Raw genomic sequence first — 17,112 nt, 5'->3', positions numbered from 1 at the left:
GCTGGGCTGAAACCATTGCTGGCTCGATTCTTTCCCACCGAGGCAAGCATGGACCGATGCTGCTAGTCGAGCAAGATAACATTCCCGAGTCAGTACGGGGTTATCTCGACTACACCGTGCGCCCCCGCCCCACAGCCCCTCGCGACCAGTTATTGAATCACGGCAGCATTGTGGGCAACAGCGAGGCGATTAGCACTCGCCTACAGGCAGAAATCGATAACTTGTTGCAGCCTAAGTCACTTGAAGCAGCAAACGAAGGAGAATAACAGATGTCTACTATTTACAAGCATACTAATCCGCAGCAATTCCATCGCCACATTGTTGCTTACTTCGACCATCGAGCTAAGGCTGAAAAACTAGCTAAAAGACTATCCAACGATACAACCTCCGTTCGGATAGAGCGAGTATCTGACAAACAAGCTCGAAGAGCGATCGCCGAAGCCAAGGCCGGAGTTTCAGTGGTGGAAATCGGCAATCTTGCTTGGGCGGGGCTAATTATTGGCAGCATCCTGGGCGCATTTTGGGGTGCGTTTACCTTTTCAGGACGAATTCCGATTCCCGGTCTTATTGCTCCCACTCTTTCTGGCGGGCTAGTCGTGGTTATTTTCTTCTGGGCAGGAATCTTTGCCTGTATCGCCTGGCTGCTTGGTGCTTTGATTCGACTGTTTCAGACTTCTTCTTCTGGTTCTAAATATGAGGTTAGACTGACCCTTCCCCAACAAAGATTAGTTGAGGTAGAACGAATACTTGCCCGTGCAAAAGCTCTATCGGTTATCGAGGTGGAGAATCCAGACGAGGTTATGTCTACCCAGGAATAGAAAAGTCAATAGCAGCTTTATTTGCTATGGCGCTCGCAATTAGCGCATTTGATTGAAATACAAGTATAAAACAAATTGATGGCTTGGTTAACTCGAACATTTGGATTGGTTCTAATAGCTATAGCTGCGGTCGATATATTCATGACTGTTTTGTATCCCCGCACGGGTAATAGTGTCTTAAGTATGCCTATTAGTCAAGGAATGTGGAAAATATTTCGACAGATAGCACGGTGGAGTATGAGCGATCGCATCTTAGCTTATTGTGGTTCGGTGGTTTTGGTGGCGATCGTCTTAGTTTGGACTGCTTTATTCATTATTGGTTTTGCCTTAATTGTTTGGTCTGCTTTGGGTCAAGGTATCCAAGCCAGCCAGGGAAAAACACCTAATGATTTCGCTACTGCTCTTTATTACAGTGGATTCAACTTTACCATTTTAGGAGTGGGAGATTTAATTCCTAAGACTACAATCTGTCGTCTAGTCACAATCCTCGAAGCAGCGTTAGGCTTCGCTACTTTTACCGTTACCTTAACTTATTTACTTTCAGTGTTAAATGCTTTAACACAACGAAACGTTTTTGCTTTAAGTCTGTATCTTCGTACTGGTACAAAAGCTCATGCTGTCGAATTACTATTAGGTTGGGAAATGAGCGGTGAATTTGATAACGCCAAACAAGATATTACCAGCATGGCGCGAAATTTACTGCAATTACTCGAATCTCACAAGTCTTATCCCGTCTTACACTATTTTCGTTTCCCAGAGACTCATTACTCCCTGGCGCGAATGATCTTAATAACGATGGATACTGCGACGTTAATCAAAACCGCGCTGCACCATCGAGAATACAAAACCTTAATCGGCTCTGCTGCTGTCACCGAATTACAGTCGAGCGGTTTATATACCCTGAAGCAGCTAGCAGACTCCTTTTTACCTCAAAGTTTGATTAAGTCCTACTCCTGTGAAGCCCAATGGCGTGAATGGTATTACCACGTTATTCAATGGCTACAGTCTGAGGGCATAAAAACCCCAGAAGATATCGAAACTGGTGCAGATAGATACGTTTCGCTGCGACGGGAGTGGAATGACGAAGTAGCTGGTTTTGCCAAACACATGGCATATAGATGCCATGAAATTTTCCCTACTGAGTTAGAAAACAAGTTTTCTACTTTTCCTCTTGTTCGAGACTAATTAACAAAGTTATCGATTATTAAAATCAAACAGTGTGCGGTTCATCCTAGCATAGTACTAACAAAAGAAGCTCCAGAATGCTTGGATTATGAGCTAGAAAGACAAAGAGAGGCGCATCTAGAAGATAATTAATTATTTAGCGATTGTTTACCTCGATTTTGATTAATATTTTGACTATTTGACTCAAAACAAAACAATTTAGTTGCCGATAATGTGAATGTTGTTATAATTTTTACACTTTAAACCGAGCTTTAAAGTGTAGATTAAAGATCTATTCCCAGGGAGTATAAAAGTGTTAATAGCACATAATGGAGTCAATCACCAGCAAACAAAATCTAATTCGTTAGAAACTGAAACTCATCATCAGAGTCAAACCGAGCAACCAAATAATTCTCAATCACTAGAAGTTCAAACAAAACCAACTGCAATTCCACCAAATCTCATTCCTAAATCGACAGTAAAAGAAGAAACCACTATTACACCCCAACTAGAAACTGTCACTCTGATTCCAGGGTTGGGAGAATCTATTTTCACTCTGCTAATCGCTAGTCCTTTTTTACTATTAGGTTTCAAAAATTGGCTACATAAATAATCATTGAATTAGAACTATTTTTATTGCGATCGATTAAAAAGACAATGCTATGAGCAATTTAAAAACTCGTATACGTTATTGGCACTATATTTTTGCACCTCTTATGTTCTTGCCGTTATTTTTGACAGCAATTACAGGTTCTTTATTTCAAGTAGCAGTAATTACAGGTAAAGGTGAAAACTTTTTGTGGTTATTAGACTTGCATCGAGGTAAATTTGGCAGTATCAATCTAGAGCTTATTTACCCTTTGCTTAATGCTTTTGGAGTGTTATTTATTGCTATTACAGGAATTATTATGTGGCTGCAAATTAATCGAAAAGTCAAAAAATCACACAAAAGATCTTAAGTGTGCTATCGATCTAATTTTGCTAATTTGACAATAAATTGACTACCCCGACCGATTTCACTCTGTACTTCCAGACTGCCATTATGAGCCAGAGTGATCGCACGAGCAATGGGTAATCCTAGTCCAGAACCACCCTGACTTCTAGAACGAGCCTTATCGACCCGATAGAAACGGTCAAAGATGTGTTTCTGTTCATTTTTAGCAATACCAATACCCGTATCGACAACGCCAATTACTGCATTTTGACTTTCTTCAGTGAGAGTTATGGTTACTTCCCCCCGACTGGAGTGTATTGAATCGCGTTAGTAACTAAATTAGTAATCAAACGATATAGCTGTTGGCGATCGCCCATTATCTCGATAGGTTGAGATACTTTAATTTGGGAACTAAGCTCGATTTCGGAAGCCATTGCCAAAGCTGCCAAATCTTCTTCTACTTCAATAATTAGGTTTGCCAAAGCAACTTTTTCTCTTTTTTTGTTAGAGTGCTTACTGCTTAACTCTCCATCTATGCGACACAGGATTAATAAATCTGCTACTAAATAAGATAAACGCTTGTTCTGTTTGACGATACTTTTGAGGGTATCTTTGGCTTTACCCTCAGAGAGATTGGGCAGCATGAAATTGGATTGAGCCGTTGCTTGAATGGCTGCTAGAGGGGTTCTGAGTTCGTGGGCAGCATCGGCGGTAAATTGCTGCATCTGCCGATAGGATTGGTAAATCGGGCGGATAGCTAATCCCGACAGCCACCAGCTAGCACCCGCTACTAACAGCACTACTAAAGGTATTCCTAATAGCAGTATCCATTTGACATTAGCAACATAAGTATCAAAGTCTTGGAGACTTCTACCCACTTGAAGATAACCCCAATTCTTACCCTGTTGAGTGTGTAAGAGAAAAGAAATTTGCCGATAGCGAGTTCCTTGAGAATCTGTCAGAGTTTCCCACTCCTGCCGAGCGAATACTTGAGGTAATTCGGGCTGCATTCCTGCCACTGCTACGAAATCTCCTGAAAGAGCAAACAAACGTAAATAATACTTATCTTGTCCGATTACTCCCAACCTCAACGGTTGAAAACGATCGCGATTGTAGCAACCTGTTTCCACAAGGCACGTATTGGGTAATAGCTCTTTTACTTCAGGTTCTATTTTCCCTGGCTGTTTGAGAACGGGTAACAGACTATCGTGAAGAGTTCCTGCTACCGATTCTAATTCTTGGTTAATGGTGATGCGATAGGCATGGGCGACTGCTTCATAAAATCCCCAAGCGCAGATCGACAAGACTATACTCAGAATTGCTGCATACCAGCTAGCCAGTCGCCAGCGCGATCGCTCGAAAAGTCGGTTTTGCTTCACATTAATTAAAAGGTTAACTCAAAAAAATCAGATTATGAAAATTAGAAAGATGAAAAAGGGAAAAATAAATATGTAAGAAAGTTGACTTCTAAACTAATTTATTAACAAAATGGCTAATTGTCCTAATTGTGGATCGGAGCATATTCAGCTAAAAAAAGATACAAATGTAGATTGGGGGCGTGCTGTTGCTGGTTGGGCTTTATTTGGAGTTGTAGGAGGAGCAGTTGGTGCGGTTACAGGTGAAGACAGAAATGCCAACGTTTGTCTTGATTGTGGTACATCTTGGAAAGCTGCCGACTTGTATAAAACTCGTCAAGTCATTAAAAATTTGACAAGTGTAACATTAGATTTGTCTTGTGAAAGAGATAGGCATTTCATTAATGACTTTATCAATGATGTCAGTCCATATATAGAGGCAATTGCCAAAGTAAAAAAACATGCAGAGGAAAATATAAAAAAAATTGAAAATAAATATAACGAAAAAGCTGCCGTTGGATGTAGTTATGGTTGTCTGACAGCAGTAGGCGGTTGCATTGCGGTTGCCAGCACATTATCAGGAAATGCAGTTTTATTTGTTCTTTTTATTCCACCCTTTATAGGTTTAGTAATTGGTTCATTACTCGACCAAGCAAGTAAAAAAACTATAGAACAAGAAGTAGAAAAAGCGAAAAAAGAAGCAGAAAGAATAACAAAGAAAGCAGAATACGATCTTAAAAAGCAAGTTGCAGATTTTGTAGCTGGTCACCCTCTGTAGTATTAAATATACTCCTCAATTTAACAAGAGAACAAATTTGATGAGGAAAATATATCGATTAACACAAATGATTATTTTAAATTGGTTTAAGAAAAAGACTTGAAACGATAACCCAAACCGTAGACAGTTTCTAACATCTCATCGCAACCATACTTGGTTAACTTGCGCCTTAACAAACATACCTGTGCTGCTACTACATTACTGGGGGGTTCTGCACCAAATTCCCAGAGTTGTTCTAAAAGCTGCTCGCTAGTAACAATTTGGTTGGAATGCTGCATGAAATACTCTAATAGTTGAAATTCTTTTTTGGTGAGTAAGACTTGTATTTCTCCAGATTTTTGTTGCAACCAAAAAGTATTAGTAGCGTAATCTAAACTGAGATTTCCTACTTGTAAGCGTTGGGGTTGTAATTGAGGAGTTCTTCTTTGTAAAGCTCTCAATCTTGCCAATAATTCGGGCATATCGAAGAGTTTAACTAAATAATCATCTGCTCCTGCATCCAAACCAATTATTTTATCTTCCATGCTATCTTTAGCCGTAAGCATCAATATCGGTAAAGATTTTTGCTGTTCCCTAATTCTTTTAATTAATTCTATTCCCGATAAGCTAGGTAATAACCAGTCAAAAATTCCCAGATGATATTCCTTGAGTTTTAAGTAATCCCAAGCATCAAAACCATCTAATGCCCAATCTACAATGTGATTGTTGTGGTTCAAGCTTTGTTTAATCGCAGCCCCTAGGTCTGGTTCATCTTCAACTAGCAATATTCTCATTAATGATTATTGACTAACTGTCTGGAAACAATTTTTATCCTGGCATAAGATTATTAAATCGTGATGAAAAATAAGTTCTGGGTAAAAGGAAAGTGTCAGGATTGACTTTTAAAATCTGCTCATTTTCTCTGAACAGGCTTGTTTCTGTTGTTTTGTCTCAGAATTTCCGTATCTGAAGGGAGCTAAATCGATAAGAGGAATTTTCATTGCAATCGTTTCTTGCCGCGGCGAACAAAACAAAAAAGACACCACTAATTATCCAGAATGGTGCCTGTTATTTTATTATACTCGTGTCGTCGGTATTTTAACTTAGCTATCTGACAAGTTATCGGGAGCAGTTCTTTCGGCAGTATCTGAATACATTTTACCCATGTCTTTTACTGCTTCTACTGTTTCTTTGCCAATTTCTTGGGCTCTTTCGAGTGGTTCGTCTTCGGTACGTCGAGCTTCTTGTTGCCACTCTTTAATGTTTGTGGGTCGTTCGGGATTGCTACTTTCTAGAACATCGCGATCGATATTGCTGGTATCTTGCCTTTGAGCTGCATAACTGGGATTACTGGTTAGGAAAATCAATCCTACTAAAACAGCGGTTACCAAAGTTGTAATTTTAATTTTTTTCAACAGAGAACTGAGTTTTCCGATCGCTTGAAAAATTAGATTGCTCATGATTATTTCTAGAATAATTTATTTTTATAGTTTTACTTAGCTTACTAGTCAGAGAGATTGGTTGGAAATACCCGCAAAACCAAAATTTAACTCTGACCAATATTAAGTTTCAAAATAAATCTAGTTTAAAAAAGCGATTAATCCGTCTAACAAAAGTTATATATAATTTGCCTGCTTAATTTTCGATAGTTAAGTTGAATCTATTTGGCTCGAAAATAGTTTATCGGCGATCGTCGTATCTATATAACTAAAGAATGATGTTTTGTATGTCGGAAACCGAATATATTCATAAAAATTTAAATTATTATTCTGTTCAAAGTTATTATGGGTAATTCGATTAGATTTGAGTTGTTCGCACCCTATAACCAAGAAGCTGCCGTAATTGGTTCTTTTTCTGACTGGGAAGCCATTGCCATGACCAAAGATGATGACGGTTATTTTCGTACCGAAGTCAAACTTGAAGATGGAGAGTATAAGTATAAATATAGAATTCGCTCCAAAAGTTGGTTTTTCGAACCAGATGAATGGGTAGACGTTATCGATCCTTATGCTACTGATATCGACGAATATACTCAAAATGGCATCTTGCGAATTAAGGACGGAGAAAAAATTGTCGATACTTATGTTTGGCAACACGACGATAAACCATTGCCGAGCGATCGCGAATTAGTTATTTACGAACTGCACGTCGGGGATTTTTCGGGGGGAGAAGGAAACGGTCAAACCAACGGAAAATATCAGCACGTTACCGAAAAGTTGGACTATTTACTCGAACTGGGAGTTAATGCGATCGAACTGATGCCGGTTAAAGAAAACCCCGGAGAATATACTTGGGGTTATAGTCCCCAACATTTTTTTGCTACTGAATCTAATTACGGTTCTAGTTACCAACTCAAGCGTCTGATCGATGAATGTCACGGTAAAGGTATTCGGGTGATTATGGACGGTATTTACAATCATGCCAATACCGACTGTCCTCTAACTCAAATCGACCACGACTACTGGTTTCATCACGAACCAACCGATCCCGATAATAGCTGGGGACCAGAATTTAATTACGAACACTACGACGAAAATTTAGACCTCAAACCAGCTTGGAAATTCATGGGCGATGCAGTTGAGTATTGGATTAGAGAATATCACCTCGACGGTATTCGCTATGATGCGGCACGGCAAATAGGTAACTTCGACTTTATGCACTGGATTGTCGATAAAGCTCACCATACTTCTGGTCCCAAACCATTTTATAACGTCGCCGAACATATTCCCGAAAATCCCGACATTACTAATGTCGACGGTCCAATGGATGGTTGCTGGCACTATAGTTTTTACTATACGCTCAAAGAACATCTATGTGGCGACAAGTTCGAGTTAGAAGAACTAAAGGACGCTCTCGACTGCAAACGTCAGGGATATCTAGGCGCGACCAATGTGGTTAATTATCTATCCAGTCACGACCACGAACGTCTGATGGTCGAGTTGGGCAATCGGCAAATTCTAGATGATGCTGCCTTTAAACGAGTCAAGCTGGGGTACGTACTGCTGATGACAGCAGTCGGCATTCCCATGCTGTGGATGGGAGAAGAATTCGGCGCTACCAATCCTTTGAGCCAGGAATCTAGTAAAATTGACTGGAAGTTACTCAACGGCGATCGCAATAAAAACTTACGAGAATATTGTCGGGGTTTGATCCATCTTCGTAAAGAAAATCACGCTCTCTATACCGAAAACATCGAGTTTTTCCATAAAAATCCAGAAGCTAAAGTTTTTGCCTACACTCGCTGGAATAGTGAAGGTTCTCGTGTAGTGGTAGTCGTGAATTTCTCCGATCGCTTCTTGGCTGGCTACAAAGTTTCTAACTTCCCCAAAAATGGTACTTGGCACGAGTGGACTGGTAATTACGACATCGAAGCAGGAGAAAATCAGATCCAGATCGATTTAGCAGAATACGAAGCTAAAGCTTTTGTCTGGTAACTCTCAATTGCTTGACTGGCTCCTAGTTAGTGTGCGATCGTTAACTGATAACTAATAGTTCATAGGTAGATGGAAGCAGCACAAATTCAGGGGATGTTCGATCGCATAGCACCAGTATACGATCGCCTTAACGATCGCTTGAGCCTGGGACTGCATCGTATTTGGAAACAAATGGCGGTAAAATGGAGCGGAGCTAGCCTTGGCAATACTGCCCTAGATATTTGTTGTGGTAGCGGCGATTTGACTTTAAAGCTGGCAAAACAGGTGGGTAAGACTGGAGCGACATTCGGACTCGACTTTGCTAGCGAACAACTAGCAGTTGCCAAAGCCAGACAAGCCTATTATTGTCCTCAACTGCCTATTACTTGGTTACAAGGAGACGCTCTCAATCTACCATTTGACGAAGGCTATTTTAACTGTGCCACCATCGGTTACGGCTTGCGTAATGTAACCGATATTCCTCTCTGCTTACAGGAACTATATCGCGTTCTCAAACCGGAAGCTAAAGCAGCAATTCTCGATTTTCATCTTCCCAGTCAGGCTTATATGCGTATGTTTCAACGGTGGTATTTACAAAATATTGTCGTGACAACAGCACGGGATTTGGGTATGGGCGAAGAATATGCCTATATCAACCCTAGTATCGATAGATTTCCTACGGGTAAAGAACAAGTCGAGCTTGCTGCTAAAATCGGGTTTAGTCAAGGGACTCATTATCCGCTGATGGGTGGCATGATGGGGATACTAGTATTGGTAAAATAAAAACAGATAAATTATTTGTAACCCCCTGACTTTTTATTTTTGATTTAACTACTGGTTTGACCCTCACAGATCTCTGGATATATATCGTTCCTCCCATAGCAGGAAGTATTATTGGCTATTTTACTAACGATTTAGCCATCAATATGCTGTTTCGTCCCTATCGGGCAATATACATCGGTAAGCGTAAGTTACCGTTTACTCCAGGCTTAATTCCCAGCAATCAAGAGCGTTTGGCGACTAAAGTTGCCGACACGATTATGGGTTCTTTGCTCACTCCAGGGGAATTGCAAAATTTAGCCAGAAAACTGCTACAAACAGAGCGAGTTCAGGGAGCAATCTTATGGGTACTCAAGCTAGCTTTAGACCAGCTTCAATTAGATCGCGAACAAAAAACCGCTAAAATTTTAGGTAATATTTTGCGGGATCTATTCGGTCAATCTTTACCGCGTCTGCTAAAGGTATTCGCTAGAAGAGACGATTTTTTAGAACCACAAATCGATCGCATTTTCGATCGCATTCTCCTAGATTTTCAGCTAAAAGAACCCCAGGCGAGAAAGTTTTCCGACTGGATTTTAGAAGTGGTTATTCCTGCTGATTTGATCCGCAGGGGAATTATCGATTTTTTGACCGATCGCAATATTCAAGTTATCGATGAAGGGTTTCGCGAAAAAACTAGTGGTACTTACTGGGTAGTAGCTAACTTATTTGGCGTGCGTAATAGTTTAGTGCGCTTGCGGTCGTTTTGTCTGGATGAGAAGGAAGTAGCCAATGCTAGATTGAAAGAAATAATTCTCTCCCTACAGGTTCGCGATCGCCTCAAAGTTTGGTTGCAGGAGTTGTCCTTACAAAATTTACCCGTTTCTACCGTCAGACAGTTACGCAAAACCGTCCGCGATGCCGTACGTAGCTATCTCCAAGATCGAGGACCAGAATTAATTCAAAATCTCGGGGAGTCGATAGATTGGGAAAATATTGCTATCTTGATTCTCAATCGTTTGCGTTCTTCTCCTACCGTCACTGAATCCTTAGAAGTAATCAGCCTAGAACTGGCATTAGTATTGGAACGATATTTAGAAGAAGATTTAGAAAAATTAGTCGCTCAAGCAATTCCCATTCTAGCGATCGATCGCGTTATCTCCGAACGGGTAGCGGCAACATCTCCAGAAGATCTAGAAATAGCAGTTAAAGGTATAGTTAAAAACGAATTACAGGCAATTGTTAACTTAGGTGGTTTACTTGGTTTTATTGTCGGTCTAATGCAAACAGTACTGTTGTTTTTTAATTAGTTTGTATAGCCGTCGATCTTTAAGGATTAATTGTTATAATCCACCGGAATTTTTAAAATTGGCAATTAGCTTACGAGCTAGTAATTTTACTTCTCGATACTCAATCTTACCGCGATTGTTGCGAGGCAAATTATTAACTTCAAGCCAATGTTTGGGATGTTTGTAGTTACTTAAAGTTGCTTGTAGATGTTGTCTGATTAGATTCAAATTTATAGGCGATTGCTTGGGAACGTATACTGCCGTAACTACCTGTCCCCAATAGGAGTCTGGCAAACCGATGACGCAAACATCGGTGACTAATTCTGTATCTATAATTGCGGCTTCTACTTCGGAAGGAAAGACATTTTCGCCGCCAGTAATAATTTTATGACTATTTCTACCGACGACGTGTAAATAACCAGCCGGATCGAACCAGCCAAGATCGTCAGTAGTAAATTTTTTACTACCTACAAACAACTGAGGATAGTATCCCAAACAAAGAGACTCGGCTTTAATTTTAATTAAACCAAGCTTTTTTTCTGAGATTAAGTTTTTGCGATCGCTCTCAATGGTTATTTTGGCGTGGGGTAAAACTTTGCCACTGCTATTATTACCTTGCAGAAAATCTTGAGGTTTGAGAGTTACAATTTGGGAGGCGGTTTCAGTCATGCCATAGGTAAGGGCAAGAGGAATATTATAAGATCTAGCTTTCGCTAAAAGCAATCGCGCTACTGGCGCACCACCGATTAATACTGTTTTAAACTCAGACAACCATAAAGGATCGGTATCGATAAAAAACTGTAGTTGAGTCGGTACTAAAGAAATAAAAAAATTAGTTTTATCTAACTTTGGTTTACTAGTTTGCTTGAGAGTTTCATAATTTAAAATTAGCAACTTGCCATTAGTTAATAACGAGCGCATTAACTGCATTAAACCGCTGACATGAAATAGAGGCAAAATACAACAAGAGTTAATGGTTTTATCTTGGAAATATTGACTAAATCCTCTTACAGATGCCGTGAGATTCGACATAGTATGCATGGTAAAACGAATTTTACCCGAAGATCCTCCTGTCGGAATCATAATTAAAGCATAATTTTTAATAAATAGAGTTTTTGAATTATTAGCGAGCGGTAAAATTTTCTTAATTAATTGTTGGGTTAACTTGTCTCCCAGAATCAAAGCAGGCTGTACCAAATCTAATACTTGTTGCCATTCTCCCGTTTTCCAGTTAGGATTACATAAAAATATTTCTACTTTAGCCACAATGCAGGCAATAAAAGCAGCGATAAATTTTAGGTAATTAGTTTCAACAATAAATACTTTTATTCGATCCTGGTTTTTGGCAGTTAATTCTAATAACTCCGTCAGTCGTTCCCCTATTAAACAATCTAGTTTTTGACTGTCGCGATCGCCCAACCATTTACTGGCGCTACATTTTTGCAAACACTCTAAAATCTCTTCTGTCATCAGTCAGCACTTAAATTTAGTAAATACTATAGTAGCCAAAGCCAGCAAGGCTCGCTCTTTAATAAACATCAATTTGTTAAATTAGCCCAGTTAGTCAATATTTAATTAAGTATAAATAACTATATTTTACCAACAAATACGGAGAATAATTTATTTAATAACGATTAATTTGTGTGATACAACTAATGGCAAAACGAAAATGATAACTGATAATAAATAAAAAGTAAAATCACTGCGTTGCTTATTGGTTGAGTTGCATCACCAAACTTACGCATCAAGTTTATAACCAAGTTAAAAAAATGTTTGAACAAGCAGCAATTTTATCGGCTTTGATAGTACTTATTCTATTCGGACATTTAGGCTGGAAATATTATCAAGCTGTAGAAGAAAAAAACAACAATATTGAAATAGCTAGATAAATAAAGCTACTATCATTTTTCGCTCCCTCAAAATTAGACAAAAAATGAATTAAAATCGAGTTTGAAATAATTGTGAGGGGTAAATAGTGGAATTTAGATGGCTTAAGTCGGTTTTTTGTGTATCTTTAAGTTTGTGTCTTTGGGAATCAGGGTTGTCGGTATTAGCCGCCGCTCCCGAGAGTATAGATAAAACCGAAGAGTGCGAACTGTTAGTAGTTGGCGGTGGATTAGCAGGTGTAGCCGCTAGTTATGAAGCATTATTGGCGGGAAAAACCGTCTGTTTGACGGAGATAACTGACTGGGTTGGAGGACAGATATCTTCTCAGGGAACTTCAGCCTTAGATGAGAGAACTACTCAAAGAGAAAGACTGTTTTATCCTCGTGGTTACCTAGAATTGCGCGATCGTATTGAAGAACACTATGGCGAACTCAACCCAGGCGACTGTTGGGTTAGTGTCTCTTGTTTTATACCAAAGGATGCCCATGAGATTATTAGTCAACAATTACAGGCTGCTGCAGAAGAAGGTGGCGGCACGTTAAAGTGGTTTCCGACTACAGTAGTCAAAGAGTTAGAGGTTGAAGACGTACCAGGAAAAGGAACGGGAAAACAGATTACTAGCGCGATCGCCATTCAACATACTACCGCTAATGAATTTCTGCCTTTAAATACCTTACCCCTGTCTTTTACTATCGAAGAAGCCTACACCTACGAAAATTCCCGCAACTTCGATAAAACCATAATTCGTTTTGTACCTCAATCTTCCTCCACGGAATCTGCTGATTGGTACGTTATCGATGCTACAGAAACGGGAGAAATTATTGCCTTGGCAGATGTTCCCTATCGTTTGGGTATCGATCCCATTTCTCCTACCGAACCATCTTCATCGAGTCGCACTAGAGATCCCTACTGTACCCAAGGGTTCACTTATACCTTTGCGATGGAAGCCACTGAAGAACCTCAAGAACATGAGATGCCACCTTTTTATCCCCAACACGCTGGATATTATAGTTACGAATTAGAAAGACTGGCAGATTTTGACTTAGTTTTTACCTATCGTCGTATCTGGAGTCCCGAAACGGGAGAATTGGAAAAGTTTGGCGGCATCACTTTTACCAGTCCCACACCAGGGGATATTTCCATGCAAAATTGGACTTGGGGTAACGACTATCGTCCCGGTACGGCTAAAGATAACCTAGTTTATACTCGCGAGCAGTTACAGGAAAGAGGACAACTAGAACCTGGAGGCTGGATGGGAGGATTGCGCACCAAAACCCTTAGAAAAGGAGAAGAACACGCTCTAGGCTATTTTTACTGGCTGGTAGAAGGTGATACTGACTCTCAGCTAGGAGATAAAGTTAAACAGCCTCAGCCCAGTAACCGCTTGTTAACCGGACTAGATTCGCCAATGGGTACGGTTCACGGCTTATCTAAATATCCTTATATTCGCGAGGGCAGAAGAATTATCGGTCGTCCCTATCGTGGTTATCCTCAAGGTTTTACCATTAGCGAAATTGATATTTCTCGTCGCGACTACCGAGACGAATACTATCGCAATAATCTTTCTCCCATGACCTATCGTCAATTATGGACGGCGATCGACGGTTTAGAAGCCATACGAAACAAAGATATACCTATAGATGAAATTAGCAGAAGAACTCGCTCTACAATTTATCCCGATTCAGTGGGTATCGGTCATTATGCGATCGACTTTCATCCTTGTATGAAGGAAAGTCCTCCAGAAAAAGCAGGTAACACCGAGCGAGAAGGAGAAAGACAGGGAGGAGGGGCAGCTTATCCTTTTCAAATCCCCCTAAGAGCCATGATTCCCCAAGAGATTGACAATTTGCTGGTAGCGGGAAAAAGTATCGCTACCAGTCACATAGCTGCCGCTGCCTATCGAGTCCATTCTTTTGAATGGTCTTCTGGTGCGGCTGCAGGAATTACTGCCAGCTTTGCCCTAGACGAGCAAATAATGCCCTATCAGCTAGTAGATGAAATATTCCTCAAAGAAGAACAATTAAAAGTTCTCAAAAATAGATTAGATGAAAGTGGCAATCCTACGGCTTTTCCCGATACTTCGATCTTTAATGAGTCTTGGGAAGATTGGGAGTAGCAATGCCGTTTGAATCCGTTATACCAATTGAGGTAGTCTTCCACTAGTCAATTGAATGCTCTTGGAGAACTTCAAGAGGAAAGTAATTTAACATCGCCTCATGGGTAGCTGGCAGGTTTATCGGTGGGGCGATTCCCGCATCTAAAGCTTTTTTCCAACGAGCAGCGCAGAGACACCAGCAATCTCCTGGTTTCAACCCGGGAAAATTATACATTGGTAGAGGTGTAGTTAAATCGTTACCCTGTTGTTTGCTAAAAACTAAAAATTCTTCAGTAACTCGAGCGCAAACTACGTGTACCCCAAAATCTTGAGAGCTAGTTTCGCATTTTCCAGTACGATAAAATCCCGTCATCGGTGAAGTACAGCAAATTTGTAATTCTTCACCCAGAACGTTTTTAGCTGATTTCATAATTTATTTTGCCAGTATTGCTAAACATCACCTAGTGAAAAAATCATGAACGGCGATCTGGTTTTATAGTTAATTGCCAAATCAAAGCCAAAATTTTCCCCATCCAATCTAATTTTATGGCAGTGCCAAAAGTGAGAAGTAGAACCTAGGAAATAGAACGTCAAGATAATTTTTCTCTTAGCTTGAGTTTTAAGTATCTCCAGCCTTGGCAATGATTTCTTGCAAGACAGGAGAAAGCCTATTGTTTAACTTACCAGCGCGAATAAATTCGGCATAAGTATCGGCTTCAATATCTAATAGTTGCTCTTGTAACTGCTCGATGCTGAGCGATCGCAAGTTAGCATGTTCTTTTTGCATTTGCTCGATCTTGCTTTCAATACTTTGTAACTGTCCTTTAACCAATCCTTGTTGATAGCGATAGTATTCGGGATCGATGCCGTCGGCGAGGTCATTATTAGCTAAATAATCTAAAACTCGACCTAAAGCCACTTTTCTTGCCAATAATTCTGAATATTCTTGACGTAGGGGTTGATCGCCAATTAAGTTTAGACTTCCCAATAGCCACTTAGTAGTCAAGCCTTGAACCAAAAGGGTAAACAACACTACCCCAAACACGGTATCGATAATTTCTTCTCTACCATTGAGGAAGACGGGAACGCTTAAGGCAACGGCAATAGATACCGAACCTCTCAAACCTCCCCACCAGAGAACGGTTTGTTCGCGCCAATTAATTTTAGATTTAGTAAATAAATTACTGATACTGCCCAAACCAAAAATGACGATAAACCTAGTTAATAATACAGCCGCGATCGCCACTCCAATCAAGTCTAAATTATCTTCTAAACGAGTAAAGTTTATCTGATCGCCGATCAACAAAAAAACAATTGAATTGACAAAGAAAGCCAGAAAGTCCCAAAATTCCGAAACTAAAAGCCGCGTGCGGGGGTTCATCCCGATACGCGAGCCAAAGTTACCTAAAATTACCCCTACTGTAACTACGCCAATAACCCCAGAACCGCCTAGTTCTTCGGTAATCAAATAAGTTCCATAGGCAGAAACTAGAGTCAAAGATTGTTCTACTAACGGCAAATCGAATCTTTGAGTAAGATAAGAAATCCCAAAGCCAATAGTAGTACCAATCCCCAAACCAATGCCGACAAAGGTGAAAAAGCGAACGACGGTAGTAGTTAGATCGAACTCAGCATTGCCTAGAGGAATATCTACCAACAAGAGAAAAGCAACTACCGCTACACCATCATTAAATAGACTTTCTCCTTCCATAACTATTGTCAGCCGTTTGCTAGCACCCAACTCGCGAAACAAAGCTACTACCGAAACCGGATCGGTTGCTGCTAAGCTAGCACCTACTAATAATGCAGTCGGCAAGGTTAAATCGGTAAGGGTGCTGAGTCCATATGCTACGCCTAATACGGAAATGATTACGCCGACTATGGCAAACAAACCGACTGGCAACAAACTATTTTGCAGACTGCGCCAGCGAATATTCCAAGCTGCTTCAAATAGTAACGGCGGCAGAAAAATCTCTAGAATGAGTTCGGGAGAAAGACTAACTAAACGAATGTCCACAAAAGCTAGAGCGAGTCCGACAATTACTAAGAGTAAAGTATAGGGAATCTGCCTAAACCAGCTAAAAATGCGAGAAACTGTAGCTACAGACAAAGATACCGATAAAACAACCAAAAATTGCTCTAAATTTCCTTTAATAGAAGCCTCGGATAGACCAGGATCGACGTTCATCAACAATTCCATACGAGTAATAAACCTAATGTCGCTCGCATAATTTTATCCTTCATCCGTTGTAAGGTTAAATTGTTATTCGATCGCAGTTCTGATAGAGGATGGAGATATATAGATCGTTTAATACAAACCCCTGCGTTCTATTACTACTAGTAGGATTAAAAGGAGCGGGCAAAACTTTTATCGGTCATGTTTTAGAAAAACAACTAGAAATCGAGTTTCTACAGATCGAACCAATTTTTCGTAGCAAAGATTCTGCAGTATTTCAATTAATGTGTTACTCCGTGAATAAATAATTTACCTTACTGTAAGCGAGCACTCATTCTTTACTAAATAAAAGTGCAAAACTCGATAAGTAGATCGCCGATTGATTCATTTGTTTTAAGAACTGAAATTACTCGAGGCGATCGCTTTAACCGAGCGAGTTTTAGTTTGTATCCTCCGTCACACTAG

General features: G+C 40.1%; 15 protein-coding genes and 1 pseudogene. 10 read left to right on the top strand and 6 right to left on the bottom strand.

Features of this window, described 5'->3' with window-relative positions; all coding sequences use genetic code 11:
• Window positions 1–56: 56 nt before the first annotated feature.
• The 5 genes from ACLFKQ_RS08080 to ACLFKQ_RS08060 all read left to right on the top strand — a co-directional run bounded on the left by ACLFKQ_RS08080 (window position 57) and on the right by ACLFKQ_RS08060 (window position 2,941).
• Complete coding sequence (locus tag ACLFKQ_RS08080; RefSeq protein WP_448999286.1) at window positions 57–266, top strand: hypothetical protein; 210 nt, start codon at window positions 57–59, stop codon at window positions 264–266.
• A 3-nt stretch (window positions 267–269) separates the two neighbouring features.
• Window positions 270–818 (top strand): hypothetical protein, encoded by a 549-nt coding sequence (locus ACLFKQ_RS08075; protein WP_448999285.1) that lies wholly within the window; start codon window positions 270–272, stop codon window positions 816–818.
• Between the two features lie 78 nt (window positions 819–896).
• On the top strand, window positions 897–2,003 hold the full coding sequence (locus ACLFKQ_RS08070) for a potassium channel family protein (protein WP_448999284.1): 1,107 nt from the start codon (window positions 897–899) through the stop codon (window positions 2,001–2,003).
• 292 nt (window positions 2,004–2,295) lie between these two features.
• A complete protein-coding gene (locus ACLFKQ_RS08065) occupies window positions 2,296–2,595 on the top strand; it encodes a hypothetical protein (protein ID WP_448999283.1) in 300 nt (99 codons plus the stop codon).
• Window positions 2,596–2,644: 49 nt separating this feature from the next.
• Complete coding sequence (locus ACLFKQ_RS08060; RefSeq protein ID WP_448999282.1) at window positions 2,645–2,941, top strand: PepSY domain-containing protein; 297 nt, start codon at window positions 2,645–2,647, stop codon at window positions 2,939–2,941.
• A gap of 5 nt (window positions 2,942–2,946) precedes the next feature.
• Here ACLFKQ_RS08060 and rppB read toward each other — a convergent pair.
• A pseudogene (gene rppB / locus ACLFKQ_RS08055) lies at window positions 2,947–4,295 on the bottom strand (two-component system sensor histidine kinase RppB).
• Window positions 4,296–4,404: 109 nt separating this feature from the next.
• On the opposite strand from rppB, the gene ACLFKQ_RS08050 reads away from it, so the two are divergent.
• A complete protein-coding gene (locus ACLFKQ_RS08050; RefSeq protein WP_448999281.1) occupies window positions 4,405–5,049 on the top strand; it encodes a hypothetical protein in 645 nt (214 codons plus the stop codon).
• 86 nt (window positions 5,050–5,135) lie between these two features.
• Here ACLFKQ_RS08050 and rppA read toward each other — a convergent pair whose 3' ends face one another.
• Both rppA and ACLFKQ_RS08040 read right to left on the bottom strand, forming a co-directional pair.
• A complete protein-coding gene (rppA, locus tag ACLFKQ_RS08045; protein ID WP_448999280.1) occupies window positions 5,136–5,822 on the bottom strand; it encodes a two-component system response regulator RppA in 687 nt (228 codons plus the stop codon).
• 309 nt (window positions 5,823–6,131) lie between these two features.
• Window positions 6,132–6,488, bottom strand: coding sequence for a hypothetical protein (locus ACLFKQ_RS08040; protein ID WP_448999279.1), 357 nt, complete (start codon window positions 6,486–6,488; stop codon window positions 6,132–6,134).
• 324 nt (window positions 6,489–6,812) lie between these two features.
• Here ACLFKQ_RS08040 and ACLFKQ_RS08035 point away from each other — a divergent pair, with 324 nt between their 5' ends.
• From ACLFKQ_RS08035 to ACLFKQ_RS08025, 3 genes are all read left to right on the top strand, one after another.
• On the top strand, window positions 6,813–8,462 hold the full coding sequence (locus ACLFKQ_RS08035) for an alpha-amylase family glycosyl hydrolase (RefSeq protein WP_448999278.1): 1,650 nt from the start codon (window positions 6,813–6,815) through the stop codon (window positions 8,460–8,462).
• Between the two features lie 69 nt (window positions 8,463–8,531).
• Window positions 8,532–9,224 (top strand): bifunctional demethylmenaquinone methyltransferase/2-methoxy-6-polyprenyl-1,4-benzoquinol methylase UbiE, encoded by a 693-nt coding sequence (ubiE, locus tag ACLFKQ_RS08030; RefSeq protein WP_448999277.1) that lies wholly within the window; start codon window positions 8,532–8,534, stop codon window positions 9,222–9,224.
• Window positions 9,225–9,280: 56 nt separating this feature from the next.
• On the top strand, window positions 9,281–10,510 hold the full coding sequence (locus ACLFKQ_RS08025) for a DUF445 domain-containing protein (RefSeq protein WP_448999276.1): 1,230 nt from the start codon (window positions 9,281–9,283) through the stop codon (window positions 10,508–10,510).
• 33 nt (window positions 10,511–10,543) lie between these two features.
• Here the strand turns inward: ACLFKQ_RS08025 and ACLFKQ_RS08020 are convergent, their stop codons facing one another.
• A complete protein-coding gene (locus ACLFKQ_RS08020; protein WP_448999275.1) occupies window positions 10,544–11,959 on the bottom strand; it encodes a 2-succinylbenzoate--CoA ligase in 1,416 nt (471 codons plus the stop codon).
• A gap of 505 nt (window positions 11,960–12,464) precedes the next feature.
• Here ACLFKQ_RS08020 and ACLFKQ_RS08015 point away from each other — a divergent pair.
• Entirely contained in the window at window positions 12,465–14,492 is a 2,028-nt protein-coding gene (locus ACLFKQ_RS08015; RefSeq protein WP_448999274.1) for an FAD-dependent oxidoreductase, read from the top strand.
• A 43-nt stretch (window positions 14,493–14,535) separates the two neighbouring features.
• Here ACLFKQ_RS08015 and ACLFKQ_RS08010 read toward each other — a convergent pair whose 3' ends face one another.
• Together ACLFKQ_RS08010 and ACLFKQ_RS08005 are read right to left on the bottom strand one after the other, a co-directional pair.
• On the bottom strand, window positions 14,536–14,901 hold the full coding sequence (locus ACLFKQ_RS08010) for a DUF2237 family protein (RefSeq protein ID WP_448999273.1): 366 nt from the start codon (window positions 14,899–14,901) through the stop codon (window positions 14,536–14,538).
• Window positions 14,902–15,090: 189 nt separating this feature from the next.
• Entirely contained in the window at window positions 15,091–16,659 is a 1,569-nt protein-coding gene (locus ACLFKQ_RS08005) for a cation:proton antiporter (protein ID WP_448999272.1), read from the bottom strand.
• Window positions 16,660–17,112: the final 453 nt, after the last annotated feature.

The sequence above is a fragment of the Myxosarcina sp. GI1(2024) genome (assembly GCF_053543375.1).
The sequence above is the reverse complement of the archived record's forward strand: the minus strand, read 5'-3'. Positions and strand labels throughout refer to the sequence as shown.

Coding starts and splice junctions, on each gene's coding strand:
- ACLFKQ_RS08005 (WP_448999272.1), bottom strand. CDS start 16,659: ATGAACGTCGATCCTGGTCTATCCGAGGCTTCTATTAAAGGAAATTTA.
- ACLFKQ_RS08080 (WP_448999286.1), top strand. CDS start 57: ATGCTGCTAGTCGAGCAAGATAACATTCCCGAGTCAGTACGGGGTTAT.
- ACLFKQ_RS08075 (WP_448999285.1), top strand. CDS start 270: ATGTCTACTATTTACAAGCATACTAATCCGCAGCAATTCCATCGCCAC.
- rppA (WP_448999280.1), bottom strand. CDS start 5,822: ATGAGAATATTGCTAGTTGAAGATGAACCAGACCTAGGGGCTGCGATT.
- ACLFKQ_RS08020 (WP_448999275.1), bottom strand. CDS start 11,959: ATGACAGAAGAGATTTTAGAGTGTTTGCAAAAATGTAGCGCCAGTAAA.
- ACLFKQ_RS08060 (WP_448999282.1), top strand. CDS start 2,645: ATGAGCAATTTAAAAACTCGTATACGTTATTGGCACTATATTTTTGCA.
- ACLFKQ_RS08040 (WP_448999279.1), bottom strand. CDS start 6,488: ATGAGCAATCTAATTTTTCAAGCGATCGGAAAACTCAGTTCTCTGTTG.
- ACLFKQ_RS08035 (WP_448999278.1), top strand. CDS start 6,813: ATGGGTAATTCGATTAGATTTGAGTTGTTCGCACCCTATAACCAAGAA.
- ACLFKQ_RS08070 (WP_448999284.1), top strand. CDS start 897: ATGGCTTGGTTAACTCGAACATTTGGATTGGTTCTAATAGCTATAGCT.
- ubiE (WP_448999277.1), top strand. CDS start 8,532: ATGGAAGCAGCACAAATTCAGGGGATGTTCGATCGCATAGCACCAGTA.
- ACLFKQ_RS08050 (WP_448999281.1), top strand. CDS start 4,405: ATGGCTAATTGTCCTAATTGTGGATCGGAGCATATTCAGCTAAAAAAA.
- ACLFKQ_RS08010 (WP_448999273.1), bottom strand. CDS start 14,901: ATGAAATCAGCTAAAAACGTTCTGGGTGAAGAATTACAAATTTGCTGT.